Raw genomic sequence first — 25,882 nt, 5'->3', positions numbered from 1 at the left:
GGAGATTTTCATGTACAAGGCATTCCGTCTTGCTGCCTATGCCAGCACCGTCGCGCTCTGCGGTTTTGCATCAACTGCCTCAGCGGCAGATCTAAAGGTTGTCGCAAGCTTTTCCATCATCGCTGACCTGGCGAAAAACGTGGGCGGCGATAGGGTTGATGTGCAAATGCTGGTTCCGGTGGATGGTGACGCCCATGTATATGAGCCAAAGCCTGCTGATGCTGCGGCCCTTCAGAAGGCCAACGTGGTTCTCGTCAACGGTCTTGGTCTGGAAGGCTTCATGTCTCGTCTGATCGATACGAGCGAAACCAAAGCTCCGGTTGTTGAAGTCAGCAAAGGCGTAAAGCCCATCAAGGCTGAGGAAGAAGAGCACGATCATGACCATGGCAATGGCGAGGCACCGGATGCCCATGAAGGACATCATCATGGCGCGTATGATCCACATGCATGGCAATCAGTGCAGAACGGTGAAATCTATGTGAAGAACATCACAAAAGCATTTTGCGAGGCGGACAAGGCCGGTTGCCCAACCTACACGCAGAATTCGGAACTCTATTTGAAAAAGCTTGCCCAGTTGGACAAGGAGGTGAAGGCAGAAATTGCCGCCATTCCGCAGAGCAAGCGTACGATTATCACGACACATGATGCGTTTGGCTATTTCTCCAAAGCTTATGGATTGGAGTTCGTCGCCCCTGAAGGTATCTCAACCGAAGCTGAGGCATCTGCTGCTGATGTTGCCAAGTTGGTGGATCAGGTAAAGCATGACAAAGCCTCTGCCGTGTTTATGGAAAACATCAGCAACCCGCGCCTGATCGAGCAGATCGCCAAGGAAACGGGTTTAAATGTTGGCGGCACGCTGTATTCGGATGCGCTTTCACCAGCTGATGGACCTGCCGCCACCTATATCGACATGTTTCAGCACAATGTAAAAACCATGAAGACGGCTATACTCGGCAGCTAAGCACACCGGACCGCCCGTGCTTGCGCGTCGAGGCACGGGCGTTTCACTCGTCATGATAATGCTTTCATAATATCTACATCGGGCATGCCGGTATGCTTGTCGATGAGGCCAAATCCATCCTGGAAGTCCCAATGCGCCCAGCCAAGGCAGCGCTCACGGGCGTGCCTGTTGACTGCGGCTAGCCATCTGAGGCGTGACTTTCTCGGAGCGACAAAGGAAAGCACGCCAAATTCGTTGATGATGACCGGGCACTGATGCCGCCTCGACCATTGGGCAATGAGATCGAAGGCATCCTTGATAGAATCTTCATTCCACCCATCACTCAGACTCGTCTTGAGTTCATCTGCCGCTGCTTGCTGACCTTGCTTTGACAGGGCATCTAACAGCACGCCGACCTGCCGGTCTGATAGCCTGGCAGGAAATGGTGCCCCTCGCACGAAGCGAGCGGGATCATCTGGCTCGCCCCAGTTTGCACCCTGATGGGTGAAAAGCACGGGATCATAATAGTGAATGGCATAGATGATATTGGGGTCAGAAAACGGAACCATATCAGCCAATGTTTCATGACGCTGCGGTCCAGAAGGCCCAACAATCATAGTGGTGTCCGGCAGCTTCTTCCTTATCTTTAGGATCAGCCGTCCCGCAACGTCTTCCCAGAGTGCTTGTTCTAATTGCGGTTCGTTCAGCAGTTCGATCGCTACTTTTTGAGGGTTTGTCGTCTCAAGTTGAGCTGTCAGATGGTTCCATAGACCTGTCAGATAAGCTTCTCCCTGCCTTGCGTCTTTCCGAAAGAACTCGCCAACTTTCTTATCTGCATGAAGGTCAACGGAGACTGCAAAGTCTTGAGATACCAATTGGTCAATCTGGTCTCGAAGCACTCTGGTATAGGAGGCATCCTCTTCCAGCCGTCGATTGTCGACTGGCAGGCGAATATGCGTAAAATCATATTTGCGAAGCGCTTCAAGTTGCTTGGGTTGAGGCCGTAACGCAGTGTCAGCCACATCCCAGCCCGTCAGGTTTACACCGCGTTTCGTTGCCTGCAGAAAAGTGGGATTTGGGAAGGCAGGACATATCGAGCCTGCCGCAAGCGCTGGTTTTTGAGAAAGCACTGCGGCGGCTGCAAAGGCTTTGAAGAGTGCTCGACGATTTAATTTCCTATCGCGAGCGTCGAAAAAGGACATGCAACGCCACCGGGTTCGTTACGAGATAGCGCATGAAAAGGCGGCGAGGTTCCAGCCACAGCCGGAACGCCCATTCAAGCCCGGCATTCTGCATCCATTGCGGAGCCCGCTTATTTTTGCCAGATAGAAAATCAAACAGCCCACCGGAGGTTTTGACAATACCCACCCCTCGCAGTCGCTCCAGATTACGTAAAGTGAAAGCTTGTTCTAGCGGAAATCCAAGGCCGACCCAGAGGATATCTGTCTTTGCCGCCACAATTTGCTCTACCACCGTCTTTTCTTCCGCCGCGCAGAAGTACCCATTGCGCCGCCCGGCAAAAATCAAGTCAGGGTAAAGCGCTTGCATGGCGGCCACAGCTCGTGCATTCACCTCTTCACTTCCGCCCAGAAAATAGAAGCGAATACCAGCCTTTTGCGCATGGTTCGCGACGGCATGAACGAGATCTGTTGTCGCGACGCGCTCGTTAACCGGCTGGTACGAGAACAGCTTCGAATAGAGCACCATTGGCATTCCGTCCGCATGGATCTGGTCTGCCTTCATGATCAGTTTTTGCAGCTCCGGCTGTTTGGCGCAGACTGCCAAAACCTGGCCGTTCGCCGAGGTGGAGTAGAACGGCAGCGCTTGACGCTCGCGTGCTTCCAGCGCGTGTGCGACGAAGGACAGGGCAGTCTGCTCCATGGTGGTTCGGGTGATGGGAAGGCCGCCCAGGCAAACCTTTGGCCAGTGTCGCATGTCGGAGGTCACTGCAACCGCAGCCTTGTCAGGTTGCTGCATACAGTCCTCCGCGACGCTTTGCGTTAGGCTGTATATACGGCAGAGGCCACGCTTTCAGCGGAATAAGTGCGAGGAATGCCGCGAACATCGCGTCCGTACTCCATAAGATTATAAAAGTCTTATGTTAGCTATAGCTGCCGATGTTCACCGAATGGTTTAGGCAATCCTTAAAAAGCGAAAGGATATGATCTTTTATTGCACGGTACGACCGTATGAGAAGACGCCGCCCGGTTGGTCGGGCGGCGTATCGAAGATTGGTGTCTCTATTTGATTTTGACAGTGCGAAGGCACGATCACTTACGCACTCAGGCTGAAAGCGCCTCAGTCATCGAAGCGAGCAATCACCGTTCCGCTTGGTAGATAAGCGCCAATTTCCGCCTTCAAGGCCACCCGACCTGACCGCTTTGCAAGAACCTGGGTTTCCATCTTCATGGCCTCCATCACGGCAATAAGATCCCCTTCCTTCACCTCTGCGCCGTCCTCAACCTTGAAGCTTTGAAGTGTGCCTGAGATCGGCGCCGTGATTGTGGCTGCATCAGGCTTTCCAGCCGTTTCAGCGGGTTGTACACTGATATTGCCGGTCTGGAATCCGCTTAGCAGCACGGCTGGGATGCCAAGAACATGCCGCTTCCCGTCAATTTCAACGGCAGTACGGATCAAGCCTCCATCTGCAACTGGTTCAGGACGAGGTGCTTTGTCCAGCTTCCCGGCAAAATCGGTTTCTATCCAGCGGGTATGAACCTTGAAGCCATCCGTGGCTGTAAAATCCGGCTCTTCCAAAACACTGCGCTGGAAGGGTAGGACGGTAGCAATGCCTTCGATGACGAACTCTTTCAACGCGCGCCGCGCACGGGCAATCGCCTGTTCGCGGGTGGAGCCGGTCACTATCAGTTTGGCCGTTAGGGAATCGAACGTGCCAGGTATGATCGAACCGCTAACGACACCGCTATCGAGACGAATACCGGGACCAGATGGTGCATCGAAACGGGTGATCTTGCCAGGTGTCGGCAGAAACCCAAGGGCCGGATCTTCCGCATTGATGCGGAATTCAATGGAGTGGCCGCGGGGCTGCGGGGTCTCCGTGACGCGCAATGTCTCGCCATCTGCAATACGGAATTGTTCGATGACCAAATCAATGCCCGTGGTTTCCTCGGTCACAGGGTGTTCCACCTGCAGGCGCGTATTGACCTCCAGGAATGAGATCGTGCCATCTATGCCGAGCAGAAATTCAACGGTGCCCGCACCGGAATAGCCTGCGGCTGCACAGATTTTGCGTGCCGCATCATGAATAGACTGGCGCTGCTCATCCGTCAGGAACGGAGCTGGTGCTTCTTCGACCAGCTTTTGGTTTCGCCGTTGGAGAGAGCAGTCTCTCGTGCCAAGCACCAGAACATTGCCATGCTTGTCTGCCAGAATCTGCGCCTCGATGTGGCGTGGCCGATCAAGAAACCGCTCTAGAAAGCACTCTCCGCGACCGAAGGCGGCTTGCGCTTCACGCACAGCAGACTCGTAAAGTTCAGCCACTTCTTCCATTTTCCATGCGACCTTCAGGCCGCGTCCGCCACCGCCATGTGCTGCCTTGATGGCCACCGGCAACCCATGCGCCTCGGCAAATTCCATCACTTCGGCGGCTGTCTCTACGGGCCCATCGCTGCCTGCCACCAAGGGGGCGCCGACCGATTGCGCTATCCGCCGCGCCTCGACCTTGTCGCCCAAAGCTTCAATGACATGCGGGTCTGGCCCGATCCAGATCAGCCCTGCCTCCTGAACCGCCCTTGCAAACTCCGAGCGTTCGGACAGGAAGCCGTAGCCGGGATGCACGGCATCAGCGCCAGACCGTTTGGCAATATCGATCAACTTCTCGATGTTCAGATAGGTTTCAGCAGGACGTGCACCGTTCAAAGCGTATGCTTCGTCTGCAAGGGATGTGAACACCGCATCAGCGTCCGGGTCAGCATAGACCGCAACGGCCTGAAGGCCGTGATCACGACAGGCGCGAATAATGCGAACGGCGATTTCACCGCGATTTGCTATAAGCACTTTCTTCATCGACGTTCCCTCTTTTTATTATAGTTTAGCTGCTGCTGGCCTTAGCTGAGAAAATTGTTTGACTGGCCGGAAGCGGATCTTGGCGTTCACTGGCAGTTGCCCTGCAAGATCGAGATGATGCTCGGCGATCGTCGCAATGACCGGGTATCCTCCGGTTAAAGGATGATCTGCGAGAAATAGAACGGGCTGACCACTATGCGGCACTTGAATGGCACCCGTCGCCGTGCCTTCGCTGGATAATTCCCGAGCGTCCGTTCGCTCAATCGACACGTCGCCCTGCAGGCGAAGGCCAACGCGGTTTGATTGCGGGGTTACCTTCCAGGTCTGGCTGGTTAGTGTGGCAATGCCCTGCTGTGTGAACCAATCCGTGCGCGGACCCATCACTACATCAAGAACGACTTCCTCATCCGGGCCAGGCAATTCGAAAGGTGCTAGCTCTTCCGTTGCAACCGGTATCAGGCCCGGTGTGTCAGGCGAAAAGGGCAGGATGGAGCCGGAGACGACAGGATCAGGCCCAACAACGGCCAGCGTATCTGTTGCAGCACTGCCTAGAACCGGCTCGACAAAGAATCCACCCCGGACCGCGAGATAGCTACGAGCGCCCTTAGCGGCAAAGCCGATGCGCAGAAGATCGCCGCTTTCCAATCGTATGGGACGGTAGGTTTCGCCCTGGATGAGTGAGCCGGACAATGTTTCTATTTCGATAGGGCAGGCAGCACCTGTGATCGCAATCACCCCATCCGCATGGGCTTTGAGAACCAGCCCACCCATGGCGATTTCGAGAGCGGGGCTTGTGATTGGGTTTCCGACAATACGGTTCGCCGCCTTGAACGCTCCTTGATCTAACGCACCAGATGCGGACACCCCCTGACCGGTTTGACCAAAGCGGCCGAGATCCTGAAACAGCGCTGGCACTGGCGCTTCCATGACCTCAAAACTCACGCCAGCTTGAGGGCGCTGAGATGTTTTAGTTTTCATCGAGCGCGTTTGCCCAATTTCGACAGGCCGCTTCTGGCTGGCTAAATTGATAAAGCGTACCCGGTAGCCCGGCTGGAAGAGGGCAGGAGGCGTTCTCTCCATATCCCACATCTGGAGTGGCGTCGTGCCAATGATCTGCCAGCCGCCGGGACTGTTTTGCGGGTAAATGCCGGAAAATTCCCCCGCAAGCGCAACAGAACCGGCGGGAATGCGTGTTCTCGGACTTTTGCGCCGCGGTACATGAAGCGCCGGATCGCCGCCGACGAGATAACCAAAGCCCGGCGCAAAACCGCAAAACGCTACGGTGAAAGTGCTTTCGGTATGCCGGCGCACGACCTCATCTGCGGAAAGACCTGTCAGTTCGGCAACATCGTCCAAGTCCTCGCCGTCATAGTGAACGGGTATTTCGACCAGTTGCGCGTCGATTTGCGGCGGGCGGGAAATATCCCGCTTGGCGATTTCGTTCACCAGCGCCTGCGCTGACACCATATCTGGCCGGAAACGGATCATCACCGTGCGCGCAGCAGGCACCATGTCTTCAATGCCATTCAGAGGTTCTGCCTCAAGCGAGGCAAACAGCGAAAGCGTTTCTTCAAGATTGTTAAGCTCTACCAATAACGTGGTGAGGCTGACGGGCAGGAAGCGCATGAAACCTCAGACGTGATAGGCGGAATCGGGAATATCGGTGATGAACATGTAACCTGGTGCATGTGTAATGGCGAACGGTACACCTGAGGCCATGACGGCAGCCTGGGGGGTGACGCCACAGGCCCAGAAAACCGGAACCTCACCGGGTTCAATGCGAACAGCATCACCAAAATCGGGTTGTGCCAAATCCGATATGCCGATGGCTTCCGGTGCGCCGACATGAACTGGTGAACCATGGACTGAGGGAAAGCGACCGGAAATCATAGCGGCATCCGCAACACGATTGGCCGGGATTGGACGCATGGAAACGACCATGTTGCCATGTAGGCGTCCAGCTGGCCGGCATGGGGTGTTCGTCAGGTACATCGGCACATTCGAACGGTCGGTAATATGTCGAATATCGATACCTGCTTCCGCCATGGGCGTTTCAAAGGTGAAGCTGCAGCCAATCAGAAAGCTGACAAGATCAGGATGCTCTTCCCAGGCAGAGGAAGCATCCGGTGTTTCTTCTGCAAGCTTGCCATCGCGCCAGATGCGGTAAAGCGGCACGTCGCGTCGCAGATCCGCATCCTTTGCCAGAACCGTGGTGTGCGAACCTGGATCTGACACATCAAGGACCGGGCAGGCTTTCGGATTGCGCTGCGCATAGAGCAGGAAGTCGAAGGCCCAGTCGCGTGGCAGAACAATCATGTTGGCTTGTGTGAAGCCGCGCGCCACACCGGCGGTTGGTTCAACACTGCCTGACCGGTAGCGCTCTCGCGCCTGCCTTGCCGCAGTAGCATCCACATGAGAAAATTGTTGAAGCGTCACCATATCTCAGGCCTCCCGCCTTGTAAGGAAAGAGCGGACCTGGATACCGTCTGCTTCCAGTGTCTGCCTGACGGCCTGAGCAATTGCCACAGCACCCGGGCTATCGCCGTGAACACAGATAGATTGTGCATCGATCTTGATGATCGAGCCATCGATGGCTTCCAGTGTTCCTTCTTTGGCCAGCCGCAACATGCGTTGTCCAATGAGGTTGGTATCGTGCAGCACGGAACCTGCCTCGCGGCGCGAAACGAGATGGCCCTCCCGCGTATAGGCACGATCAGCGAAAGCTTCTGCCACAGTCGCCAGTCCAGATGCCTTCGCCAATTCTAGAATGGACGTCCCAGCAAGGCCCATGAGGATCAAGTTGGGATCGACCGACTTGATCCCGTCGATCACGGCTTGCCCCTGTTTCGCATCATTGGCAATGCAATTGTAAAGCGCGCCATGCGGCTTCACATAGGACACCGTGGTTCCGGCGGCACGCGCCAGACCCTGCAAGGCACCGATCTGATAGATCACGTCTGCCGCAAGTTCATCATGCGTGACATCCATATCGCGTCGGCCAAAGCCGACACGATCCGGGTAGGAAACATGAGCGCCGATCGAAACGCCCCTTTTGGCGGCGGCTTCCACTGTTTTGCGAATGCCAAGCGGATCGCCAGCATGGAAGCCGCAAGCGATGTTGGCGCTGGATACGATGGACAACATCGCCGCATCGTCTCCCATTTTCCAAGCGCCGTAGCTTTCGCCGAGATCGCTATTCAGATCGATTGCACTCATGTTTTTTCTCCTCCTTAGCCGAGCAACGCGAAAATGGGCCCGATAGATTTGTAACCCATGTACCAGGTCAGCGCACACGCAAGCACGCCAAGCAGGAGCAACCATCTAGGATAGCGATAGCCGCCCATCAGGTCAGATCGTGCCCAAGCCGCATAGACGAAGATGGAAAGACCGATAGGGAGGATGAGGCCGTTCAAGCCGCCCACAAACACCAGCATCTGTGCGGGCGGCGTTGTAATAACCACATAGAAAAAGAGAGAAACGGCGATGAAGATGATGGTGGCGATATCGCGGCTGCGATCGCTGATATCCTGCTTGAAGACCGTGATGAAAGAAATCGAGGTGTAGGCAGCGCCGATGACGGACGTGATTGCCGCAAACCATAAGACGGCACCAAAAATACGCATCCCAACATCGCCAGCAGCGGCCTGGAAGGCCTGGGCGGCTGGGTTTGCGCCCTTGCCGGAAACATCAATGGCCACGCCAGCAGCGACGACGCCAAGGATTGCGAGGAACAGAACATAGCGCATCAGGCCTGTCACCGCGATGCCTGAAAGAGCCGCACGGTTGACGGCACCGAGATTTTCAATGCCTGTCTGGCCTTTGTCGAGTAGGCGATGTGCACCTGAATAGGTGATATAGCCACCAACAGTGCCGCCAACGATGGTCGTGATCGTCGCGAAATCTATCGTGGATGGAAGGAAGGTTTGGAAAATTGCTTCTCCAACCGGCGGCTGTGAGACGATGGCAACGTAAAGCGTCAACACGATCATCAGGACGCCTGCGCCGATAATGGCGCGATCGACCGCCATGCCAGCGCGTTTTGAACTGAAGATACCAATTGCGATCAGCGCGCTGATCGCGCCGCCCCATTTGGGATCAAGTCCCAGCAGCGCATTGAGGCCGAGGCCTGCTCCGCCGATATTTCCGATATTGAAGAATAGACCTCCGCCGATCACCAGGACTGCCAGCAAATAGCCGGTACCGGGAATAGCGGCATTGGCAATATCGGAGGCGCGCATACGTGTGAGCGTGACAATGCGCCAGATGTTCAGCTGAACGACGAAGTCGATGAGAATGGAAGCAAGGATTGCGAACGCGAAGGCTGATCCGAGCTTAGTGGTGAAGGTGGCTGTCTGAGTGATGAAGCCCGGGCCGATGGCAGAGGTTGCCATCAGGAAAATTGCCGCTGTCAATGCGGCGCGGCGGGAGCGCACAGAGCTTACACCTGTGCTATCGCCCGTTTCGGTGGACGCTGGCTGGTTCATGTTGTCCCTCTCTCTGGAGCATACGGCCTATTATTTGACCTTGGCCGTCATTGTTCGGCGCTCATAGGGTTATATCGTTTTACGATTTCGTCAAGATTGTTGAACGATAATATCCAAAATCTGTTTTGCGCGGCGAAATCTTGCGCAGGCGCAACCGGCGTCTGGCTCGGATTAGACCAGGAAAGCCGAGACGAGCTTCATCCCGACGGTGTTATCCTGCCTCGCAGTGAACGGCGCTGCAGAAGAACTTGTCAGATGATAGAGATGGCTCAGAAGGTTGGAGGGGCTCGTTGGATGAAAACGAAGCGACCGTTGGCGACTTTGAAGATGTCACAGTTGCGTTGCACACTGTTATCGCCGTTGAAACGAAAAAGGCCCATCGCTCCGGAAAAACCGGATTCCTGTGCGAGATAGGGTTTGGCAAAGCCTGCCCCGCCATATTTGTCCGCCAAGCCAATGATTGTCGACATCGCGTCGTAGCCATAGGCTGACGCCTCGGATGCGGGCATTCCATAGGTCGACAGATGCTTTTGGCCAATTCTCTCGCCGATATTGTGGTCGTATCGACAGACATTGCTGCCAGCTAACAAGGGATCGGCAAGTTCTGCTGAGGTTTGTGCCGTGCTGACAACATAGCGTTTGTGCGCAGTGGCGGCTGAGCCTGATGCAGCATTCAGTGCCTTGATCGCAGCGGCAGGATTGCGAACTTGTGGCATGATCACGGCCAGATCCGCCTCGTTCCAAGCCTTGGCGAGTTTTGCCTGTTTTAGCCCGGTTGCGAGATCGATCACAACGGGGGCCGCAAGCCCCATTGCCTTTATCTTCGCAGACAATCGCTCACCCTCGCTTCGATCGGACGGGGAGGCGGCCAAAATAACCGGTCTGCGCCCACCCTCCGCAACGGCATAGCTTGTTGCTTCAAGCAGGCTGTCACTGGGACGAGAGAGGAATGGATAGAAGTTCTCTCCGAGTCCCGCTGTCTCATGGTTGGGCACGAAAGCGATCACTGGAACCGAAGTCCCAAGGACAGAGCGTAAGCTAGCCAATTCTGGGCCACGACCGCTGGTGATGAGAATACCGATGTTCTTTTGTTGCAGCGCGCGTAGCGACTTGACGATTTCGTCCGGGCGGTCCGAGGTCTCAAGCATATGCAAGGTTAAGATGCTATTTCCCCGCAAGTTGACCGCCATCAGCGCGCCATTGCGATAATCGGCATCAGCTTGCCGTCCGGGTGTATCGTTGCGGCGGATACCAAGATAGCCGACCGAGATAGGCCCATTACCCGCTGTCATATTGTAAAAGCTGGCTGAAGACGTGGTGGTCGCTGCTTGCGCCGGGGCAGATGTGCTCAACTGCGCCGGCTGATTGGTCTTTGCTTTCTGCTCAAGCTCTGTCTGGCCAACAATCCCGTCATCGGTTTGGCAAGAAACGAGAAGAAGGCTAAGTATGCCCAAGGCAAGCGAGGTCAAAGACGCGCGCAAATGCTGCACCAATCGTAGCATCAAGTATGATCCCCAACCCCATCCCGACAACTCGATAGCAGTCGTCACAGCATTCGCCTAGAAAAGTCTCGTACTTATCTCGCATGATGGCAAGCCAGTGCTGCAATAGGTTGCGAAGACTGAGCCAGGCTTTGGCGTGATTCGCCCCCGGTTAGTAAGCAGCAAGAGCGATTTTCAACCGCTGTTGATAATCAACCCACTGAAAACATGGGATTTCTGGCGCGCAGCTCTTGATTGTTGATTCGCTTCATTGCGCGCACCCTCTGCACGTTAACCTAAATGCAGATTCCGGATGCTGGATGCATAACCCGCTATATCGGCAGGGTTAATGGAAGGTTGCAGTTGCCGAAGACTGTGCTTTAAGTCCCTCATGTTTTTTAGGGGATGAGTAACCATGTCGATTGAAGATCCGCGCGTGTCCGTCATTGAAAACGATGCTTCCAACGTCGAGTTCGAATCTGATATTGTGTCGAATAATCGGCAAGATACTGCAAACGTTACTTCTTACGAGGTGGCGCAAGCGCAAACCAATACATCGCAAAGCGACGCACAGCCTCAACAGGCTGCAGCTCCACAAAAGGTTGCAATTCAACAGGTTGTTCCAGATCAAAACAACGCTGTCACCCTCCCTGCTGGTACATCGATTGACGATATCCGGGTTGAGGGAAACAATCTTGTGCTGGTGCAGGCGGACGGAACGGAAATCGTCATCGTCAACGGCGCCTCGCACATTCCTGCTGTCATTATCGATCAGGTCGAGCTTCCCCAGCAGGTCCTGTTTGCTGCGTTGACGGACAACGGCATCAACATCGCTGCGGGTCCTGATGGCACCTATTCCGCAAGCAACGGTTCAAACAGCAATGGCCAGAACTTCGATGATGGCCCGCAGAATAATGGACCTGAGAACTTCCAGCTTGCTTCCCTGCTTGCCGGGACGGATCAGGCGGATGGAGATGCGGGCATCAACAGCACGCTGTTTGACGATACGCCATCCATCCAGATCAGTTCCGGTCCCTTTAGTTTTGTTGAAGCCACGCTGTCAGACGCAACTGTTGGCAATGAAACTATTGTGGGTCGTTTGAACTTTACACCTGGTGCGGACTTCGGCGTAGTCACTGCCATTGGATTAACCGGTGCGAGTGATGTGACTGAAGCCGCTGGCCTTGCAGGCAATTCTGTTGCCTTGACCTCGGGCGGTTTCCCGATCACCACGCAGGCTCTTGCTTCTGGCGTAGGTATTTCCGGTTTCGCCAATGGCGTTGAAGTTTTCCGCCTGACAGTCACGAATGTTGAAACAGGTACCTTCACTTTCCAGGTGTTCCAGGCACTGGATAATCCAGACGTACTGCGCTCCGGCCTCAACGATCTTCTGCGTCTCAACTTCACATTCACCGTGACAGACAAGGATGGCGATTTCGTAACCGGCAACTTTGGTATCGATATTGCAGACGATGCTCCAATTGCCGCTCCAGGCGCAGAAAGCATCGTGCGTGACGAAGCGCTTTCAATCGGCACTCAACCAAACGCCGCGCAAACCGTAGCGAACGGCACGCTCAACATTTCCTGGGGTGCGGATTCCTTCAATTCGAATTCTGGCGCTGCTACGGGCGACCGAAGCGTTGCATTTACCTCTTCGGCTGTGGTGGTCACCGGAGCCCATGATGGTGTGAACGGCAGCGTTCTAACCTCAAACGGTGAGGTTGTATCTACAGTAATCCTGCAGGACGGCACGCTTGTTGGCTACACCGGCAGTGCGGAAAATGCGCCAACGTCGATCCAAGGTGCAAACGTCGTCTTCTTCGTCACTCTGTCAGATGCAAGCCAGGGCGGTGACTACACGTTCACGCAGGTCAAGCCGCTTGATCACGCCGCTGGCGATGGCACGAATGGCAATGCAAGCCTTTCCTTGCAGTTCGGTTATACTGCCACCGATAGCGATGGAGACAAGGCCTCCAGCACCTTCACGGTGAATATCGGCGACGACCGGCCTTCGTTTAGCGCCAATCAAGATAACTCCAGTGTCGATGAAGATTTCATCAAGGACGGAAATGGCGGCGAAGCCTCGCCTGAATTGCGCGAAGGTGAAGCAAGCGCAGAAGCTTCTTCTACTTCCGCCAATTCCGAAGGCAGCCTTCACATCAACTGGGGTGCCGACAAGGGTGAAGGCATTCGGGAAGTTGCCGACGGCGGCCTGACTGGTATCGCCGGAGACCGCGGAGTTGCCTTCACATCTGCTACCGTCACTCAGCTTGATGGTATGAAGCTCACCTCAGGCGGCTTCCCACTTACCTTCATACTGGATGAAACCGGAACAAAGCTGGAAGCGCGTCAGGTGATTTCTCCTGCGGGCGATGGCAATGAAGCAAAACTGGGAGATGTTGTCTTCACAGTAGCGCTCAGTGATAAGGGGGCTGGTTCTTACGTCTTCAACCTTGTCGGTGCGCTGGATCACCCCGACACAACGAAAGAAGACGACCTCAAGCTTGAATTCAAGTTCACGGCCAGCGATGCCGATGGTGACAAGCTCAACAGCAGCTTTACGGTAACCGTCAACGATGATTCACCGATTGCCGTTCCAGGCGCAGAGGGCATCGTGCGTGATGAGGCTCTGTCGTCCGGCACCCAACCCGATGCGCTACGAACTGTAGCCAATGGCACGCTCAACATTTCCTGGGGTGCGGATTCGTTCAACTCCAATTCCGGCGCTACAACAGGCGACCGAAGCGTTGCATTTACCTCTTCGGCTGTGATGGTTGCCGGAGCCCATGAAGGCGAGAATGGCAGCATTCTCACCTCGAACGGCCAAACTGTTTTCACCACCGTTTTGGAAGATGGTACGCTGGTAGGTTATACCGGCGGCCCCGAGAACAAGCCCACGTCCCTTGGTGGGGGCCTCGAAGGCGGCAATGTGGTATTCTACGTTACGCTATCGGATGCAAGCCAGGGTGGTGACTACACCTTCACGCAGGTGCAGGTGCTGGACCATGCCGCTGGCAATGGCGCGACCGGCAACGCGACCCTTTCGCTGCAGTTCGGCTACACAGCAACCGATAGCGATGGCGACCAGTCATCTAGCACGTTCACGGTGAACATCGGAGACGATCGGCCTTCATTCAGCGCCGATCCGGTCAACTCGAATGTCGATGAAGACTTCATTCCGGGTGGCAATGGCGGCGAAATTCACGAGCCCGGCCCGAAGGAGTTGGTATTCCGCGAAGGGGATGGTGAGGAATTCAGTGAACCAGGCCCGGATGCCAAGCAGGTTTCTGACCAGTCCGAGGGCAGCCTCAACATCAATTGGGGTGCAGACCGCGGCGAAGGCGCTCGCGAAGTGGTGGATGGCGGCCTGACCGGCATCGCAGGCGATCGTGGCGTTGCGTTCACACCTGCCACCATTTCCCACCTTGAGGGTTTGAACCTCACGTCGGCCGGTTATTCTCTGGCTTATGTTTTGGATGAAACGGGGACAAAGCTTGAAGCGCGCCAGCTGATCTCGGTTGGAAGCGATGGCGTTGAGCCCGTCTACGGCGACACCGTCTTTACGATTTCGCTCAGTGACAAGGGCGCGGGCTCTTACGTATTCAATCTCGTTGGTGCGTTGGATCATCCGGTTGCGATGACGGAAGACGATATCAATATCGAGTTCAAGTTCACAGCGAGCGATGCCGATGGCGACAAGCTCGATGGCAGCTTCACTGTCACTGTGAACGACGACAGCCCGGAGTCATTCGGCGGCGAGAATGTTGGCATCAATGAGCACAATCTGCTGCCGCAGGTCGGTGGATCATTGACCCCTGTCGTTGGAAATGGCGTTCTCAACATTAGCTGGGGCGCTGATAATGCTCGCGTTGAGGATGGCGCAAAGACTGGCCGCTCCGTGGTTTTCACGCAGGATGCAGGCGTTACGGTTGAAGCAGCTCATGCAGGCGAAGGCGGCTCGCTTCTGACGTCGGCTGGCGCGGAAGTGCATTTCGCGGTCATCAACGGCGTGATGGTCGGCTATACAGGTCAAGCACCGGAAAGTTTCGATGCTTCAGCCGGAAAGCAGGCAAGCAATATCGTATTGTTCGCTACACTCTCCAATGAAGGCATTGGTTCCTACAACATTCATCTGTTGCAGCCGCTCGATCACAACGACGGTAATGGCACGAGTTCATTAAGCCTGACCTTCAGCTACACGGCTACCGATAGCGACGGCGATTCCGTTACCGATACCTTCTCTGTCTTCGTGCAGGACGATCTGCCGACGCTCGGAACGGCGCAGGGCGGAATCGTCGATGAGGAGAAGCTGGGCGAGATCGGCAATATCGGCGACAGCTACGCCGCTACAGGGACAGACGCTCAGTCTGCAGGCGAAGCTTCTACCGGAGCTAAGTCTCTCGGTATCAATTGGGGTTCGGATTCCGACTTAAAAGCCGAAAAGTTGGATGCGGATGGCATGATCGGCAATGTGGACGATCCGATTGGTCGTCAGGTTGCCTTCGTCAACGCCACGACCGGAGCCATTCTTGAAGTCGGTCACATGGACAGTGACAAGGTTTCTGAACTACTCGGCCAGAAATTTGCCGATTTGACGTCCAACGGCGACTCACTTTTCTACAGCATCAGCCTTTCTACGTCGGATGGCGTATGGAATGGCGGCTACGTGCTGACAGCCAATGCAGGGGATAGCGCAGGGCGCGTTGTCTTTACCGTAACACTGGATCCGACCAGCCAGAATGGCAGCTACACCTTTGATCTGAAGGATGTGCTTGATCATTCTGTGAAGAACCAGGAAGACAATATCGATCTTACCTTCAGCTTCAAGGCGATTGACGCGGACGGCGATGCGACCAATGCTGGCACCTTTGCCGTAGCCGTTAACGACGACGCACCGACGGCTTCTATTGCAATTTCTGCCAAAGCTGAACTCATTCACGATGAAACACGGGGCGTGGACATCGGTTCGGATGACAGATCATCGGCCATCCCCGAAAATCTGATGAGCTATGGCACCGCAATTGGCTGGGCACGCGAAGTTGGCATGGTGAAAGCCACCAGCAGCTTCGGGGCAGATGGCCGAGGTACACGCAGCCTGACATTGGTGAATGCTGAGGGTAATGCCTTCAGGGGCGAAGATTCCGGTGTTCTCACGCTGTCTGGGGATAAGGTCCAGCTTTTCACTATGAAAAGCGGTGTTATCATCGGTATGGCTCGCGAAAAGGCTGTCTTCGCCCTGACGATTGGCAACGACGGCACGGTTTCCATCGTTCAATACCAGCCGGTCAAGCATGTCGATGCTGCTGGCGTGAACGACCATAATAGCATCGATACCATTGATGGTGTCTTCGCCAAGGTCACGATTGTTGACTTCGACGGCGACATGAAGGAAGCCGTTACTTCGACACAGCTTGCCATCAAGATCGTGGATGACGGTCCGACGGTTGGAGCGGAACAGTCTTCCCAGACAGTTGACGAAGACGGTTTGAAGGACGGTAACGGTGCATTCAACGCCTATGCGGGAGATGCAGCTGCGACGTCTGCCACGGCGACTGGGCATCTAAGCTACAATTTCGGCACAGACGGTCAGGCGGCCAGTGGCGCTATCGCCTTCGACACGAAGAATCTGCCAGCTCTGAAGTCTGACGGCGTATCGCTTTCCTACAGCTGGAACGCTTCGACCAACACGCTGACGGCGATGGCAGGTAAAGAGGCGGTCTTCACCTTGAAGGTCACCGATGTTGCAAGCGGTGCTTTCGAGTTCAATCTGCTCCGTTCCCTGGATCATCCGGTCAAGAACACGGAAGACAATATCAAGATCGACTTCGGCTTCACGATCAAGGATGGCGATGGCGACACTGCCAATGGCTCCGTTTCGATTTCCATCAATGACGATGCACCGTTTATTGGCTCGCCAGAGGCGGAATCCGTCAACGAAGCTGCATTGCCGCTCAACCTTGCCGATGTCTTCTTTGCCGATCACCCGGATTCCGCTGTGAAGCTGGGTTCGCTGGACATCAACTGGGGTGCCGATAATCGCGATGGCTTCGGAACAGCAGACCGCAGCGTTGGTTTCCTGTCCGGCCTGAAGGCTCCCATGGGGCTCACCTCGGATGGCGAACAGATCACCTACAAGGTGTTTGATAACGATAAGACCCTTGTTGCGCTGGCTGGCGAACGCGTCGTCTTCACGGTCACCCTGACAGATGACGGTAAGGGCGGTTACGCTTTCTCACTCAACGGCAACATCGATCATGCGCCGAACAGCGACTCCATGAAGCTGGACTTCGGCTTTGTCGCCAAAGACTCCGATGGAGACACTGCAACGAGCTCGTTCAGCGTTACCATCATGGACGACCAGCCGACGATTGGTTCTATTGCCGATAGAAGCGTCGATGAGGAAAACCTCAACGGCTACGGCAATACCGAACGCGAGCACGACTACAAGGGCGACATCCAGGGCGATGTTCAGACCAATAATAGCCTGAACATCAATTGGGGTGCAGACGACAACGACTCCGGCCGCACCAACAACCGTTCCGTTGCCTTCGACGGCTATAAAAATGGCGAGGTTTTTGCCGAAGGTCTGAACTCTAACGGTCAGCCCGTGAAGGTTTGGGTGAGTGCCGATGGCACCATGCTTTATGGTTATGTTGGCAACAATCCGACAGGCTCCGCAGCTCCGTCCAACAAGATCTTCAGCGTTTCGCTGAGCGATGACGACCACGGCCGTTATGACTTCAAGCTGCTCGGCAATCTCGATCACCCCGTCAAGAACGTCGAAGACAATATCAGCCTGAACTTCAAGTTCACGGCGACAGACAGCGATGGCGACACGGCCAATGGTGGCTTCAAAGTTGTCGTGAATGACGATGCGCCTCGGTTGGGCACGAGCGAAACCTCGGTTGTGGATGAAGATGGTGCCCCGAAGATCGCGGGCAGCAACGACAACGCCGCATCCGGCGATGTCAATGCTCCAAGCGAGGTCAGTGGCAAATCCCTTGGTATAGAGTGGGGTGTTGATCGTGATGTCATGGGCACCACGGCCAATGACACATTCGGTCGCAGTGTTGCGTTTGCCGACAGCAGCAAAAATGCTGGCGAGGGTAAGGCACTTTCTGTCGGTCTGGTTACGGCTGAACAGCTGGGGCTTGGCAATTTGACGTCCGGCGGCGAGAAGCTAGTCTACACGATCAGTAAGTCGACGGGCGAAAACGGCGCATGGAACGGCGGCTACGTGCTGACTGCCAGCACGCAAGGCAGCCATATCGATGTGTTCAAGGTCACGCTTGATCCGACATCCCAGAATGGATCCTACAGCTTCAAGCTTCTGGCTGGTATCGACCATTCCGAGTCACTTGTGAAAGGCGTGCAGCAGAGCATCGAGAACAATCTTGATCTCAACTTCAAGTTCGTTGCCTTCGATGCCGATGGCGATGCGGCTGGTAACCGTGACGACAAGGTTCAGAACGGCACCTTCAAGGTCACCATCAACGACGATACGCCAGTCTTCAATGCGAACACGCGAGCCGAGATTTCCGAGGAAGGCCAGACATCCATAACCAAGAGCCTCAACGGCTTGAGTTGGGGTGCCGATAACGGCGCGTCCAAGACCTTGACCTTCGCTGACAAGCCAGTGAGCGTGGTCGATCATCGTGGGCAGGCTGTGACTTTGAGCTCCTTCTCGCAGGCTGTTAACTTCGCCTGGATCAACGGCATGCTGGTGGGTTATGTAGGCGCAAAGCCAGCAAATGCGGAAGCTTCCAATGTTGTAATGACATTGAAGGCAGATGCGTCCACGGCGAGCTATGATTTCCATCTGTTGCAGCCGCTCGACCATACAGCGCCGCAGGGCAGCAATCCTTTCCTCGATCTGACTTTCAAGGCGATTGCCACCGATGCCGATGGGGATCCCGCAAGCCAGAATTTCACTATCCGTGTAGATGCGGCTGGTACTCTCCTGCCCGATGGCACGCTGAGCTACGAATCCCTGTCTGCACCTGTGGCGATTAACCTTTCCAGCAATGGCGTGGAGGGCAGCGTTCTGATGAGCTCGGACAGAGCTATGGATCGTCCGTCCAATATAGACAGCCATAAAGTCGTCGGCCACGACAGCCTCCAGGGCATCGTCAATGTGATCGGTGGTTCCGGTAATGACGTGATCTACGGCGGCACGGAAAACAACGTCCTCAAGGGCGGCGCCGGAGACGACGAACTTAACGGCATGGGCGGTAACGACACGCTTGAGGGCGGCGCTGGCAATGATGTGCTGAGAGGCGGCGAAGGCAACGATATCCTCATCGGCGGCACGGGTGCGGATACGCTCGATGGCGGCTCCGGCAATGACATTCTGCAGGTTGTTGCCGATGTCACAGGCTCTGGTGATCGTCTCTTCCAGCATGGAGACGGAACAAGCGAGCTGGTCAGCATCAACGGTTTGTCTGGTGAAAGCGATAACCTGATTGGCGGAACAGGCTTTGATGCCGTCCAACTGATCAAGGATTCGACCGCAAACGGCTTCGTTTTCGACCGTGCCAATGCATCAGGCATGACGCTTGACGGTTTGGAAAAAATCGTCGGCACCGACGGCAATGACGTTATCCTGTTACCCACCGGATACGGCGTAGAGGGGACCATCATTGAAGGTGGTTCGGGTAACGACGTTATTCAGGGCTCCAATGCTGCTTCCGATCAACTGCACGGGGGTAGCGGAGATGACAAAATCTCCGGCCTCGGCGGCAATGATATTATCTACGGCGAAGATGGTAACGACACGATCTGGGGCGGTGACGGCAACGACGAGATTTATGGCGGCGTCGGTAACGACATCATCTCTGGTGGCGCTGGCGATGATTTCATCCAAGCTGGCGCGGGCGACGACCGCATTGAAGGCGGTGAAGGCAGCGACACCTTCGTCTATGCTTCAGGCGATGGTCGCGACGTTGTGTCCGGCGGTGCGGGGATTGACTGGGTTGTCGTAGAGGGTGGTCGTGCACAGGCCATGGGCTTGACCATTGGCGCTGCGGTTGGCTCACCTTCCGAAACTGTAGCCCAAGCATTGGTTGGGGATGGCTACGTTACGGCAACCGGGGTTGAGGGCTTCAACTTCAATCTGGGTGATGGCGGCAGCTCCCTGACGGTCAAGAATACGACAGGGGCGTCTGGTCCTCTTCTCTCTGTAGTTGGTGGGGCAGGTGATGACGTAATTGACCTGTCGGAAGCAAAAGGAACAATTTTTGCGATAAGCGGCAAGGATGGATCGGATACGGTTCGCCTTTCCGGCCTTTGGATCGATTACAAGTTCCAAGCTGGCGACGCACAAGGGTCTTACACCGTCTATGATAAAGGCGGAAAACTACTTGGCTCGACTAGCCAGGTGGAAAAGTTTGAATTCACGGGTAGAGATGGTGTTGCAGGCTATACGATGCTTGCAGATAACGTCGTCAACGTGGCACCAAGTCTCGGCGACGATATAAAAAGCGTGGTTGAAGCCGGCGGCTTCAACAACTCAATGAACAGCAACCCGGAAACCGGGGGCAATGTGTTCCTCAACGATACAGACGGGAACGTCGACATCAATGGGAAAATAGTCGATACGCTTGTTGTCCTAAATGTTGTTGCCGGAACACCCGATCCGTTCAATGCTGCAACGCCCGTAAGTTCTACAGGAACAGAGCTTGTAGGAACTTATGGCAAACTCTTCATCATGTCGGGTGGATTTTACACCTATAAACTGGATGCGGCCAAGAGCGATGGGTTGAACCAGGGCGACAAGGCAGCGGAAGTCTTTACGTACACGGTAACAGACCACGCTGGCATGACGTCCACAGCGAGCCTAACGATCAATATCACAGGCAGCAATGATGCACCGACGCTGCAGCCGGTTAACACGCTGACCTTCCAGGACACGGCCGCAGACGACAGGCTGCCAGCCCAAACTGGTCAGTTGGTCGCAAATGATGTCGATGCTGGCGCTTTGCTTAAGTTCAGTGTTGATGGCGGCAAGACTTCGGCAGATTCATCTAAATTCGACGTGGTCAGGGAAGGGCTATATGGTAAACTCTACCTCAACAGCATCACTGGCCAGTACGAATACGTGCCGAACGCAGTCGCCATTCAGGCGCTGACATCTAGCAAGAGTGAGCTCTTCACGCTCGCTGTGACTGATGAACATGGTGTGGCCGCAGTCCAGACACTGACAGTGGTCGTCGATGGTGCCAACGATACGCCTACACTTGGTGTTATCTCTCCGATCACGCTCCAAGACACTGCTGCAAATGACACCTTCCTCCCGCAGACCGGGAAGCTGGTAGGTACTGACCGGGATGCGGGAAGCGTGCTTGTATATTCCGTGACAGACGGCAAATCTGTGACGGGTGCTGAAGGCTTCAACCTGGTGAAGACCGGCACTTATGGTACGCTTTATCTGAATAGTACTTCGGGAGACTATAAGTACGATCCGAACAACGCTGCTATTCAGGCGCTGAAGGCTGGCGCGTCGGAAAGCTTTGAGCTGACCGTTCGCGATCAATCTGGCGCGACGGCAAAGCAGACGCTGAGCATCAACCTCACGGCAACCAATGATCCGGCAATGATTACCGGTACCGCAAACGGTTCCGTGACCGAGTCTACCAAGACCAGCGTCGTTTCCGATACGGTGACTGGCCAACTGACGTCAATTGATCGTGACGACACGGATAAATGGCAGGCAGTCGGCAACGTAGCGACTAAATATGGTTCGTTCTCCATCACAGAGAATGGCCAGTGGACCTATAAGCTCGACAACAACAACAAAGATGTCGAGGCACTGAACTCAGGCAAGACGCTGTCTGACACATTCACGGTTAAGACCATCGATGGCACCTCCAAGGATGTTACGGTCACCATCAACGGCGCGACGGATATCATGCGGCCAGAGGTCAATGAAAATACCTCGCCTGTAGGTCGATATGTGTACACGGAAGACGGTAAGACACCGTGGACACTGAACTTCGATGCTGCGTCTCTGTTCACAGGATTGACAAAAAATGCAGAATTCGACTTCCAGAAAGTGTCCAATAATTGGTCGACGGGCTGGCTGAATTTCGGCAAGGATGGGAAGGTCACCGGCGATCCTTCGCATGGGGTTTCAAGCGAGTTGTGGCCGAACGAGGCTGGTCTCTATATCTACAAGGTAACTGCGACTGAGGGCGGTGTCTCTTCCAGCACCTATGTTTCGTTCAGCGCGGTAACCGCTGGCATGGTCGTTCAGGTTAATGGTGGCTTGAAGGTAGCTGGCACGACCGACGATGTATTGATTGGTTCGGACCTGAAAGAAAACTCTCTAAACGGACGTGAAGGCGATGACGCGATTTACGGTATGGGCGGAGACGACGTTCTTGTCGGTGGTGGCAATAGCGATTTCATCGATGGTGGTTCCGGAAACGATACCATATATGGACATGGGAACGACGACCCCTTCCAAGGAAATGATGTTCTTCTTGGCGGTGCCGGAAACGACACAATCTGGGGCGGCAGCAAAAGCGATATTCTTGTCGGTGGCACCGGCGATGATTATTTAAGCGGCGGCAGTGGCGACGATCTTATCATTGGCGGTGCCGGCAAGGATCGACTTTCTGGTGGTGATGGTAATGACGTATTTGCTTGGGATACTGAGGCCGCGTCTCCTGAAAACGCCGACATAATCTTCGATTATAGAACGTCTGATAAAATCGATCTGTCGACTCTCCTCAACCTGAGCAAAAATGATCGCATCGAAAATTTTGTTAAGGTCGTGAACAACGGCACTGACCTCATCGTGAAAGTCGATCCGACCGGAAGCAACCACTTCGTCGCTATCTATACTTTGAAAGATCTCGTATCGAGTAACGGGAATTCAATAATTAAATCAGTGGAGATCATTGCAGATGGTAAATCATACTCCATCAAGCCTGTGACGGGCGCAGATCCGATTGTTCTCGATCTTCATCACACCGGCTTCCATTTCTCTGGTGCGCATGACGGCGTGTCCTTCGACATCAATGCCGATGGAAAAGCGGATCAGGTCGCTTGGACCAGCAAGAACGGCATTCTGGCTTTCGATGTGAACGGAAACGGGAAGATCGATAACGGCTCGGAAATTTTCACGCCGAGCTTCGCAGGTGGCAACCATGCTGGCGGTCTGGCGGCACTCGCTACGCTCGACAGCAATGGTGATGGCAAGATCGACGCCAAGGACGACGCCTTCTCCAAACTTTCGATCTGGGAAGATGCGAACCACAATGGCGTGAGTGATACTGGCGAGGTTTCCTCACTTGCCTCTCACGGCGTGGAAAGCATCTCGCTTGCTTCCACGGCTGGCGGAGATACTATCGACGGTCAGGATGTGCTGGCGCATGGTAGCTTCACCTTCACCGATGGTTCGCATGGTGATCTCGTGGAAATGGGCTTCGACACCGTATTTGGTGAAGACAAGTTCTCCACCGAGATCTTCGGTACCGATGGCAATGACGTTCTGAATGCGGGCTCCGGCCATTCGATTATGACAGGTGGTGCCGGTGCTGACACCTTCGTGTTCGATGCGTCTGCTTTGCATGAGATGGATGTGGCCGACGTCATTACCGATTATCGCTCCGAACAGGGGGATGCGGTTGATGTATCGGCGCTCCTGGACAAGATCCTTGGACCAGAGCTCAATGCGGAGAGCGCAGCTTCAGCAGTGCGTGCGGTCACCGATGGCAGCAACACTACGCTGAGCGTGAACACGGGCGGTGACAACTGGAAGGATGTTGCGGTTCTGCAGGATCATACGACAGCCGTGAAAATACTGTTCGACGACAAGCACGACAGCATCAACATCCACAGCTAAACTTTGCAAAGGTGAGGGGCCAAAGGCTCCTCTTCTGACCAAGCCCGCCGGGTATCCGGCGGGTTTTTGCGTTATTTGGCAAGCGGGATGACGTTCAATTCTTCTCATCGAGCTATTGGGTTGACAGTTTGCGCTTTAGGAGGAGGATCTGGGTGACTAAACAGATCCGTCTTTAGCTGTTGAAGTCAGTCGATGTATCGCTTTTGAAATTTTGATAGTCATGAGAAGTGTTGGCGAACTAGGCGAGGCGCTTCCGTCCCTCGGTCAGGTGCATGTTTGGCTTCTGGATTTGTCGGCGGTTTCAACCGACCTATTATCGAATTGTCAGAAGCTGTTATCTCTTGAGGAAAGGGAACGTGCGCAGCGTTTCAAGGTAGAACACGCCAGAACGCAATTTATTGCGGCACGAGCTTTGGTGCGGACCTGCCTCGCAAGATACACGGGAGAGCAAGCGGAAGCATGGCGCTTTGCCTATAATGAATATGGGAAACCTCACATCGCGAATTCGCCATTTGTGCATATCCAGTTCAATCTGTCTCATACGGATGGCCTTATCGCTTGCGCGTTCTCTCAAGGCTTTACCATCGGCCTGGATGTTGAGCGGATCAGGCACGAGATTGATTCCCTGACCCTGGCAAGGAGCGTCTTAGCGAAGCAGGAGAGGGCTAGCCTAACATCATTATCTTCGCAGGAGTGTCTGAAACGCTTCTTTGACTACTGGACATTGAAGGAGGCTTTTATCAAGGCAAAAGGTATAGGTCTCTCAATGCCTCTGACCGATTTCTGGTTTGAGCTTGGTGGAGACTATCCACAGATCATATTTGCTTCGGAGCCTGAGAATCGTAAGGCAACATGGCAGTTTCGGCAGTTTGCGCCGACATCAAGCCACAGAATGGCAATTGCCGCACATTTAGACAGCTCGGAACTGGATGTGCTTTGCCGATGGAGCTTGCCTCAGTTTGATGAGTATATTTTCACCTACGCATGAGTGAGAACGGTATGCCGGAGGCCAGAGCAGAAACATATTGTGCCTTCTGGAAGTAACCGTTCAGCGAAATACGCGGCAAGACAGTTGGCCGCAGTTTTGAATGTTCGCAAATTGTCCCGGGCTGGGTCGTAACCGCCACCCGCATACCCAGCTCTCTGGAAATTTGTTCTTCCCTCTCCGAAACCGAAATCGAATTTCCGTAAGGATAGGCGAAGGTGCAGGGACGTTCACCCGTCACGTTTTCCAGCCAATTGATGGAGTGTTGCATCTCATGCATCGCTGCGGACGCGGAAAGCCGTGCTAGTGCACGATGGCTGATCGTGTGGCCGCCTAATGACACGAGAGAGTGTCTGGAAAGCTCAACGAGTTCCTGCGTATCCATCGTCAAGTCAGCTGTAATGTCCAGCGGCTCAATGCCCAGGCTCTGTACTGCATTATCAAGAGCCGCGACTTTTTCCGCCTCATCTCCATGCTCTACGAAGCGCGCGAAGCGATCAAACCCGTTCAGCTTGTTGAGCGGCGTTCGCAGGTCAATGTGCTCACGGCCCTCACCGAAGTCGAATTCAAGCTCATCCACATTCGCTAGAAGCTTGGCAACCGTCTCCCACCAGATCGTGTGCGTTCTCTCTGCAAAACCTTTGGTGACAAAAATCGTGAAAGGAACTCCGTGCCGCTCAAATACCGGCAGTGCATACTGACGATTATTCCTGTAACCATCATCCAGCGTGAAACAGGCAAATGGGCGAGAAGTGTCTTGGCATAGGCGCTTGGGAATATCTTCCAATGCCAAGAACTCATAGCCTTGATCTGCCAACTGGAGGATGGCCGCATCCAGAAATTCGGGGGTGATTTCCAGATGCGCATTGGGTTCGACAATCTGTGGCCGATGTGGCCGCACATGATGGAGCGTGAATATAGCGCCAAAGCCGCGCGCCGCAGGCATAGCGCCTAATTTAGAGATGATATTGGCAGTCTTCAGGCCGCCTGAAATGAGGCCGCGTTTGACGCGTCTGCGCCACAGGCCACCGAAAGCTCCACTCATACCAGACTGACTTTCCTATCCCGGCCCGACGCTACCCGGGGAGTAGGATAACAAGCCAGTCTTAATCACTCCTA

Annotated in this window: 12 protein-coding genes; 3 read left to right on the top strand and 9 right to left on the bottom strand. The window is 54.7% G+C overall.

The genetic code is table 11. From position 1 onward, the window contains the following. Positions 1-10 precede the first annotated feature (10 nt). Positions 11-961: a zinc ABC transporter substrate-binding protein AztC gene (aztC, locus tag AC0JZ1_RS16835; protein WP_471883604.1), complete on the top strand. Its 951-nt coding sequence runs from the start codon at positions 11-13 to the stop codon at positions 959-961. 50 nt (positions 962-1,011) lie between these two features. Here the strand turns inward: aztC and AC0JZ1_RS16830 are convergent, their stop codons facing one another. The 8 genes from AC0JZ1_RS16830 to AC0JZ1_RS16795 all read right to left on the bottom strand — a co-directional run bounded on the left by AC0JZ1_RS16830 (position 1,012) and on the right by AC0JZ1_RS16795 (position 10,952). Next, positions 1,012-2,142, bottom strand: a complete 1,131-nt coding sequence (locus AC0JZ1_RS16830) for a glycoside hydrolase family 5 protein (protein ID WP_471883603.1) — start codon at positions 2,140-2,142, stop codon at positions 1,012-1,014. Further along, positions 2,117-2,917 carry a WecB/TagA/CpsF family glycosyltransferase gene (locus AC0JZ1_RS16825; RefSeq protein WP_471883602.1) on the bottom strand — a complete coding sequence of 267 codons (801 nt, stop codon included), beginning with the start codon at positions 2,915-2,917 and terminating at the stop codon, positions 2,117-2,119. Before AC0JZ1_RS16825 ends, AC0JZ1_RS16830 begins: the two co-directional genes overlap by 26 nt. Positions 2,918-3,238: 321 nt before the next feature. Beyond that, positions 3,239-4,966, bottom strand: a complete 1,728-nt coding sequence (locus tag AC0JZ1_RS16820) for an acetyl/propionyl/methylcrotonyl-CoA carboxylase subunit alpha (RefSeq protein ID WP_471883601.1) — start codon at positions 4,964-4,966, stop codon at positions 3,239-3,241. 18 nt (positions 4,967-4,984) lie between these two features. Then, positions 4,985-6,592 carry a 5-oxoprolinase subunit B/C family protein gene (locus tag AC0JZ1_RS16815; protein WP_471883600.1) on the bottom strand — a complete coding sequence of 536 codons (1,608 nt, stop codon included), beginning with the start codon at positions 6,590-6,592 and terminating at the stop codon, positions 4,985-4,987. A 6-nt stretch (positions 6,593-6,598) separates the two neighbouring features. After that, positions 6,599-7,405 carry a putative hydro-lyase gene (locus AC0JZ1_RS16810; RefSeq protein WP_471883599.1) on the bottom strand — a complete coding sequence of 269 codons (807 nt, stop codon included), beginning with the start codon at positions 7,403-7,405 and terminating at the stop codon, positions 6,599-6,601. Between the two features lie 3 nt (positions 7,406-7,408). Next, positions 7,409-8,182: a LamB/YcsF family protein gene (locus AC0JZ1_RS16805; RefSeq protein ID WP_471883598.1), complete on the bottom strand. Its 774-nt coding sequence runs from the start codon at positions 8,180-8,182 to the stop codon at positions 7,409-7,411. 14 nt (positions 8,183-8,196) lie between these two features. Next, positions 8,197-9,450 (bottom strand): NRAMP family divalent metal transporter, encoded by a 1,254-nt coding sequence (locus AC0JZ1_RS16800; protein ID WP_471883597.1) that lies wholly within the window; start codon positions 9,448-9,450, stop codon positions 8,197-8,199. 269 nt (positions 9,451-9,719) lie between these two features. Then, positions 9,720-10,952 (bottom strand): type 1 periplasmic-binding domain-containing protein, encoded by a 1,233-nt coding sequence (locus AC0JZ1_RS16795; RefSeq protein ID WP_471883596.1) that lies wholly within the window; start codon positions 10,950-10,952, stop codon positions 9,720-9,722. A 394-nt stretch (positions 10,953-11,346) separates the two neighbouring features. Here AC0JZ1_RS16795 and AC0JZ1_RS16790 point away from each other — a divergent pair, with 394 nt between their 5' ends. Both AC0JZ1_RS16790 and AC0JZ1_RS16785 read left to right on the top strand, forming a co-directional pair. Further along, the gene (locus AC0JZ1_RS16790; protein ID WP_471883595.1) at positions 11,347-23,778 is read left to right on the top strand and encodes a T1SS-143 repeat domain-containing protein; all 12,432 of its coding nucleotides are present in this window, start codon (positions 11,347-11,349) and stop codon (positions 23,776-23,778) included. Positions 23,779-23,998: 220 nt separating this feature from the next. Beyond that, positions 23,999-24,766, top strand: a complete 768-nt coding sequence (locus AC0JZ1_RS16785) for a 4'-phosphopantetheinyl transferase family protein (protein ID WP_471883594.1) — start codon at positions 23,999-24,001, stop codon at positions 24,764-24,766. On the opposite strand, the gene AC0JZ1_RS16780 is transcribed toward AC0JZ1_RS16785, so the two are convergent. Next, positions 24,753-25,808 carry a polysaccharide deacetylase family protein gene (locus tag AC0JZ1_RS16780; protein ID WP_471883593.1) on the bottom strand — a complete coding sequence of 352 codons (1,056 nt, stop codon included), beginning with the start codon at positions 25,806-25,808 and terminating at the stop codon, positions 24,753-24,755. The two genes, AC0JZ1_RS16785 and AC0JZ1_RS16780, sit on opposite strands and share 14 nt — an antisense overlap. Between the last annotated feature and the right edge of the window lie 74 nt (positions 25,809-25,882).

Source organism: Affinirhizobium capsici (genome assembly GCF_977018625.1).
Note: the sequence above shows the minus strand (reverse complement) of the source record. Positions and strands in the feature narration are given on the sequence as shown.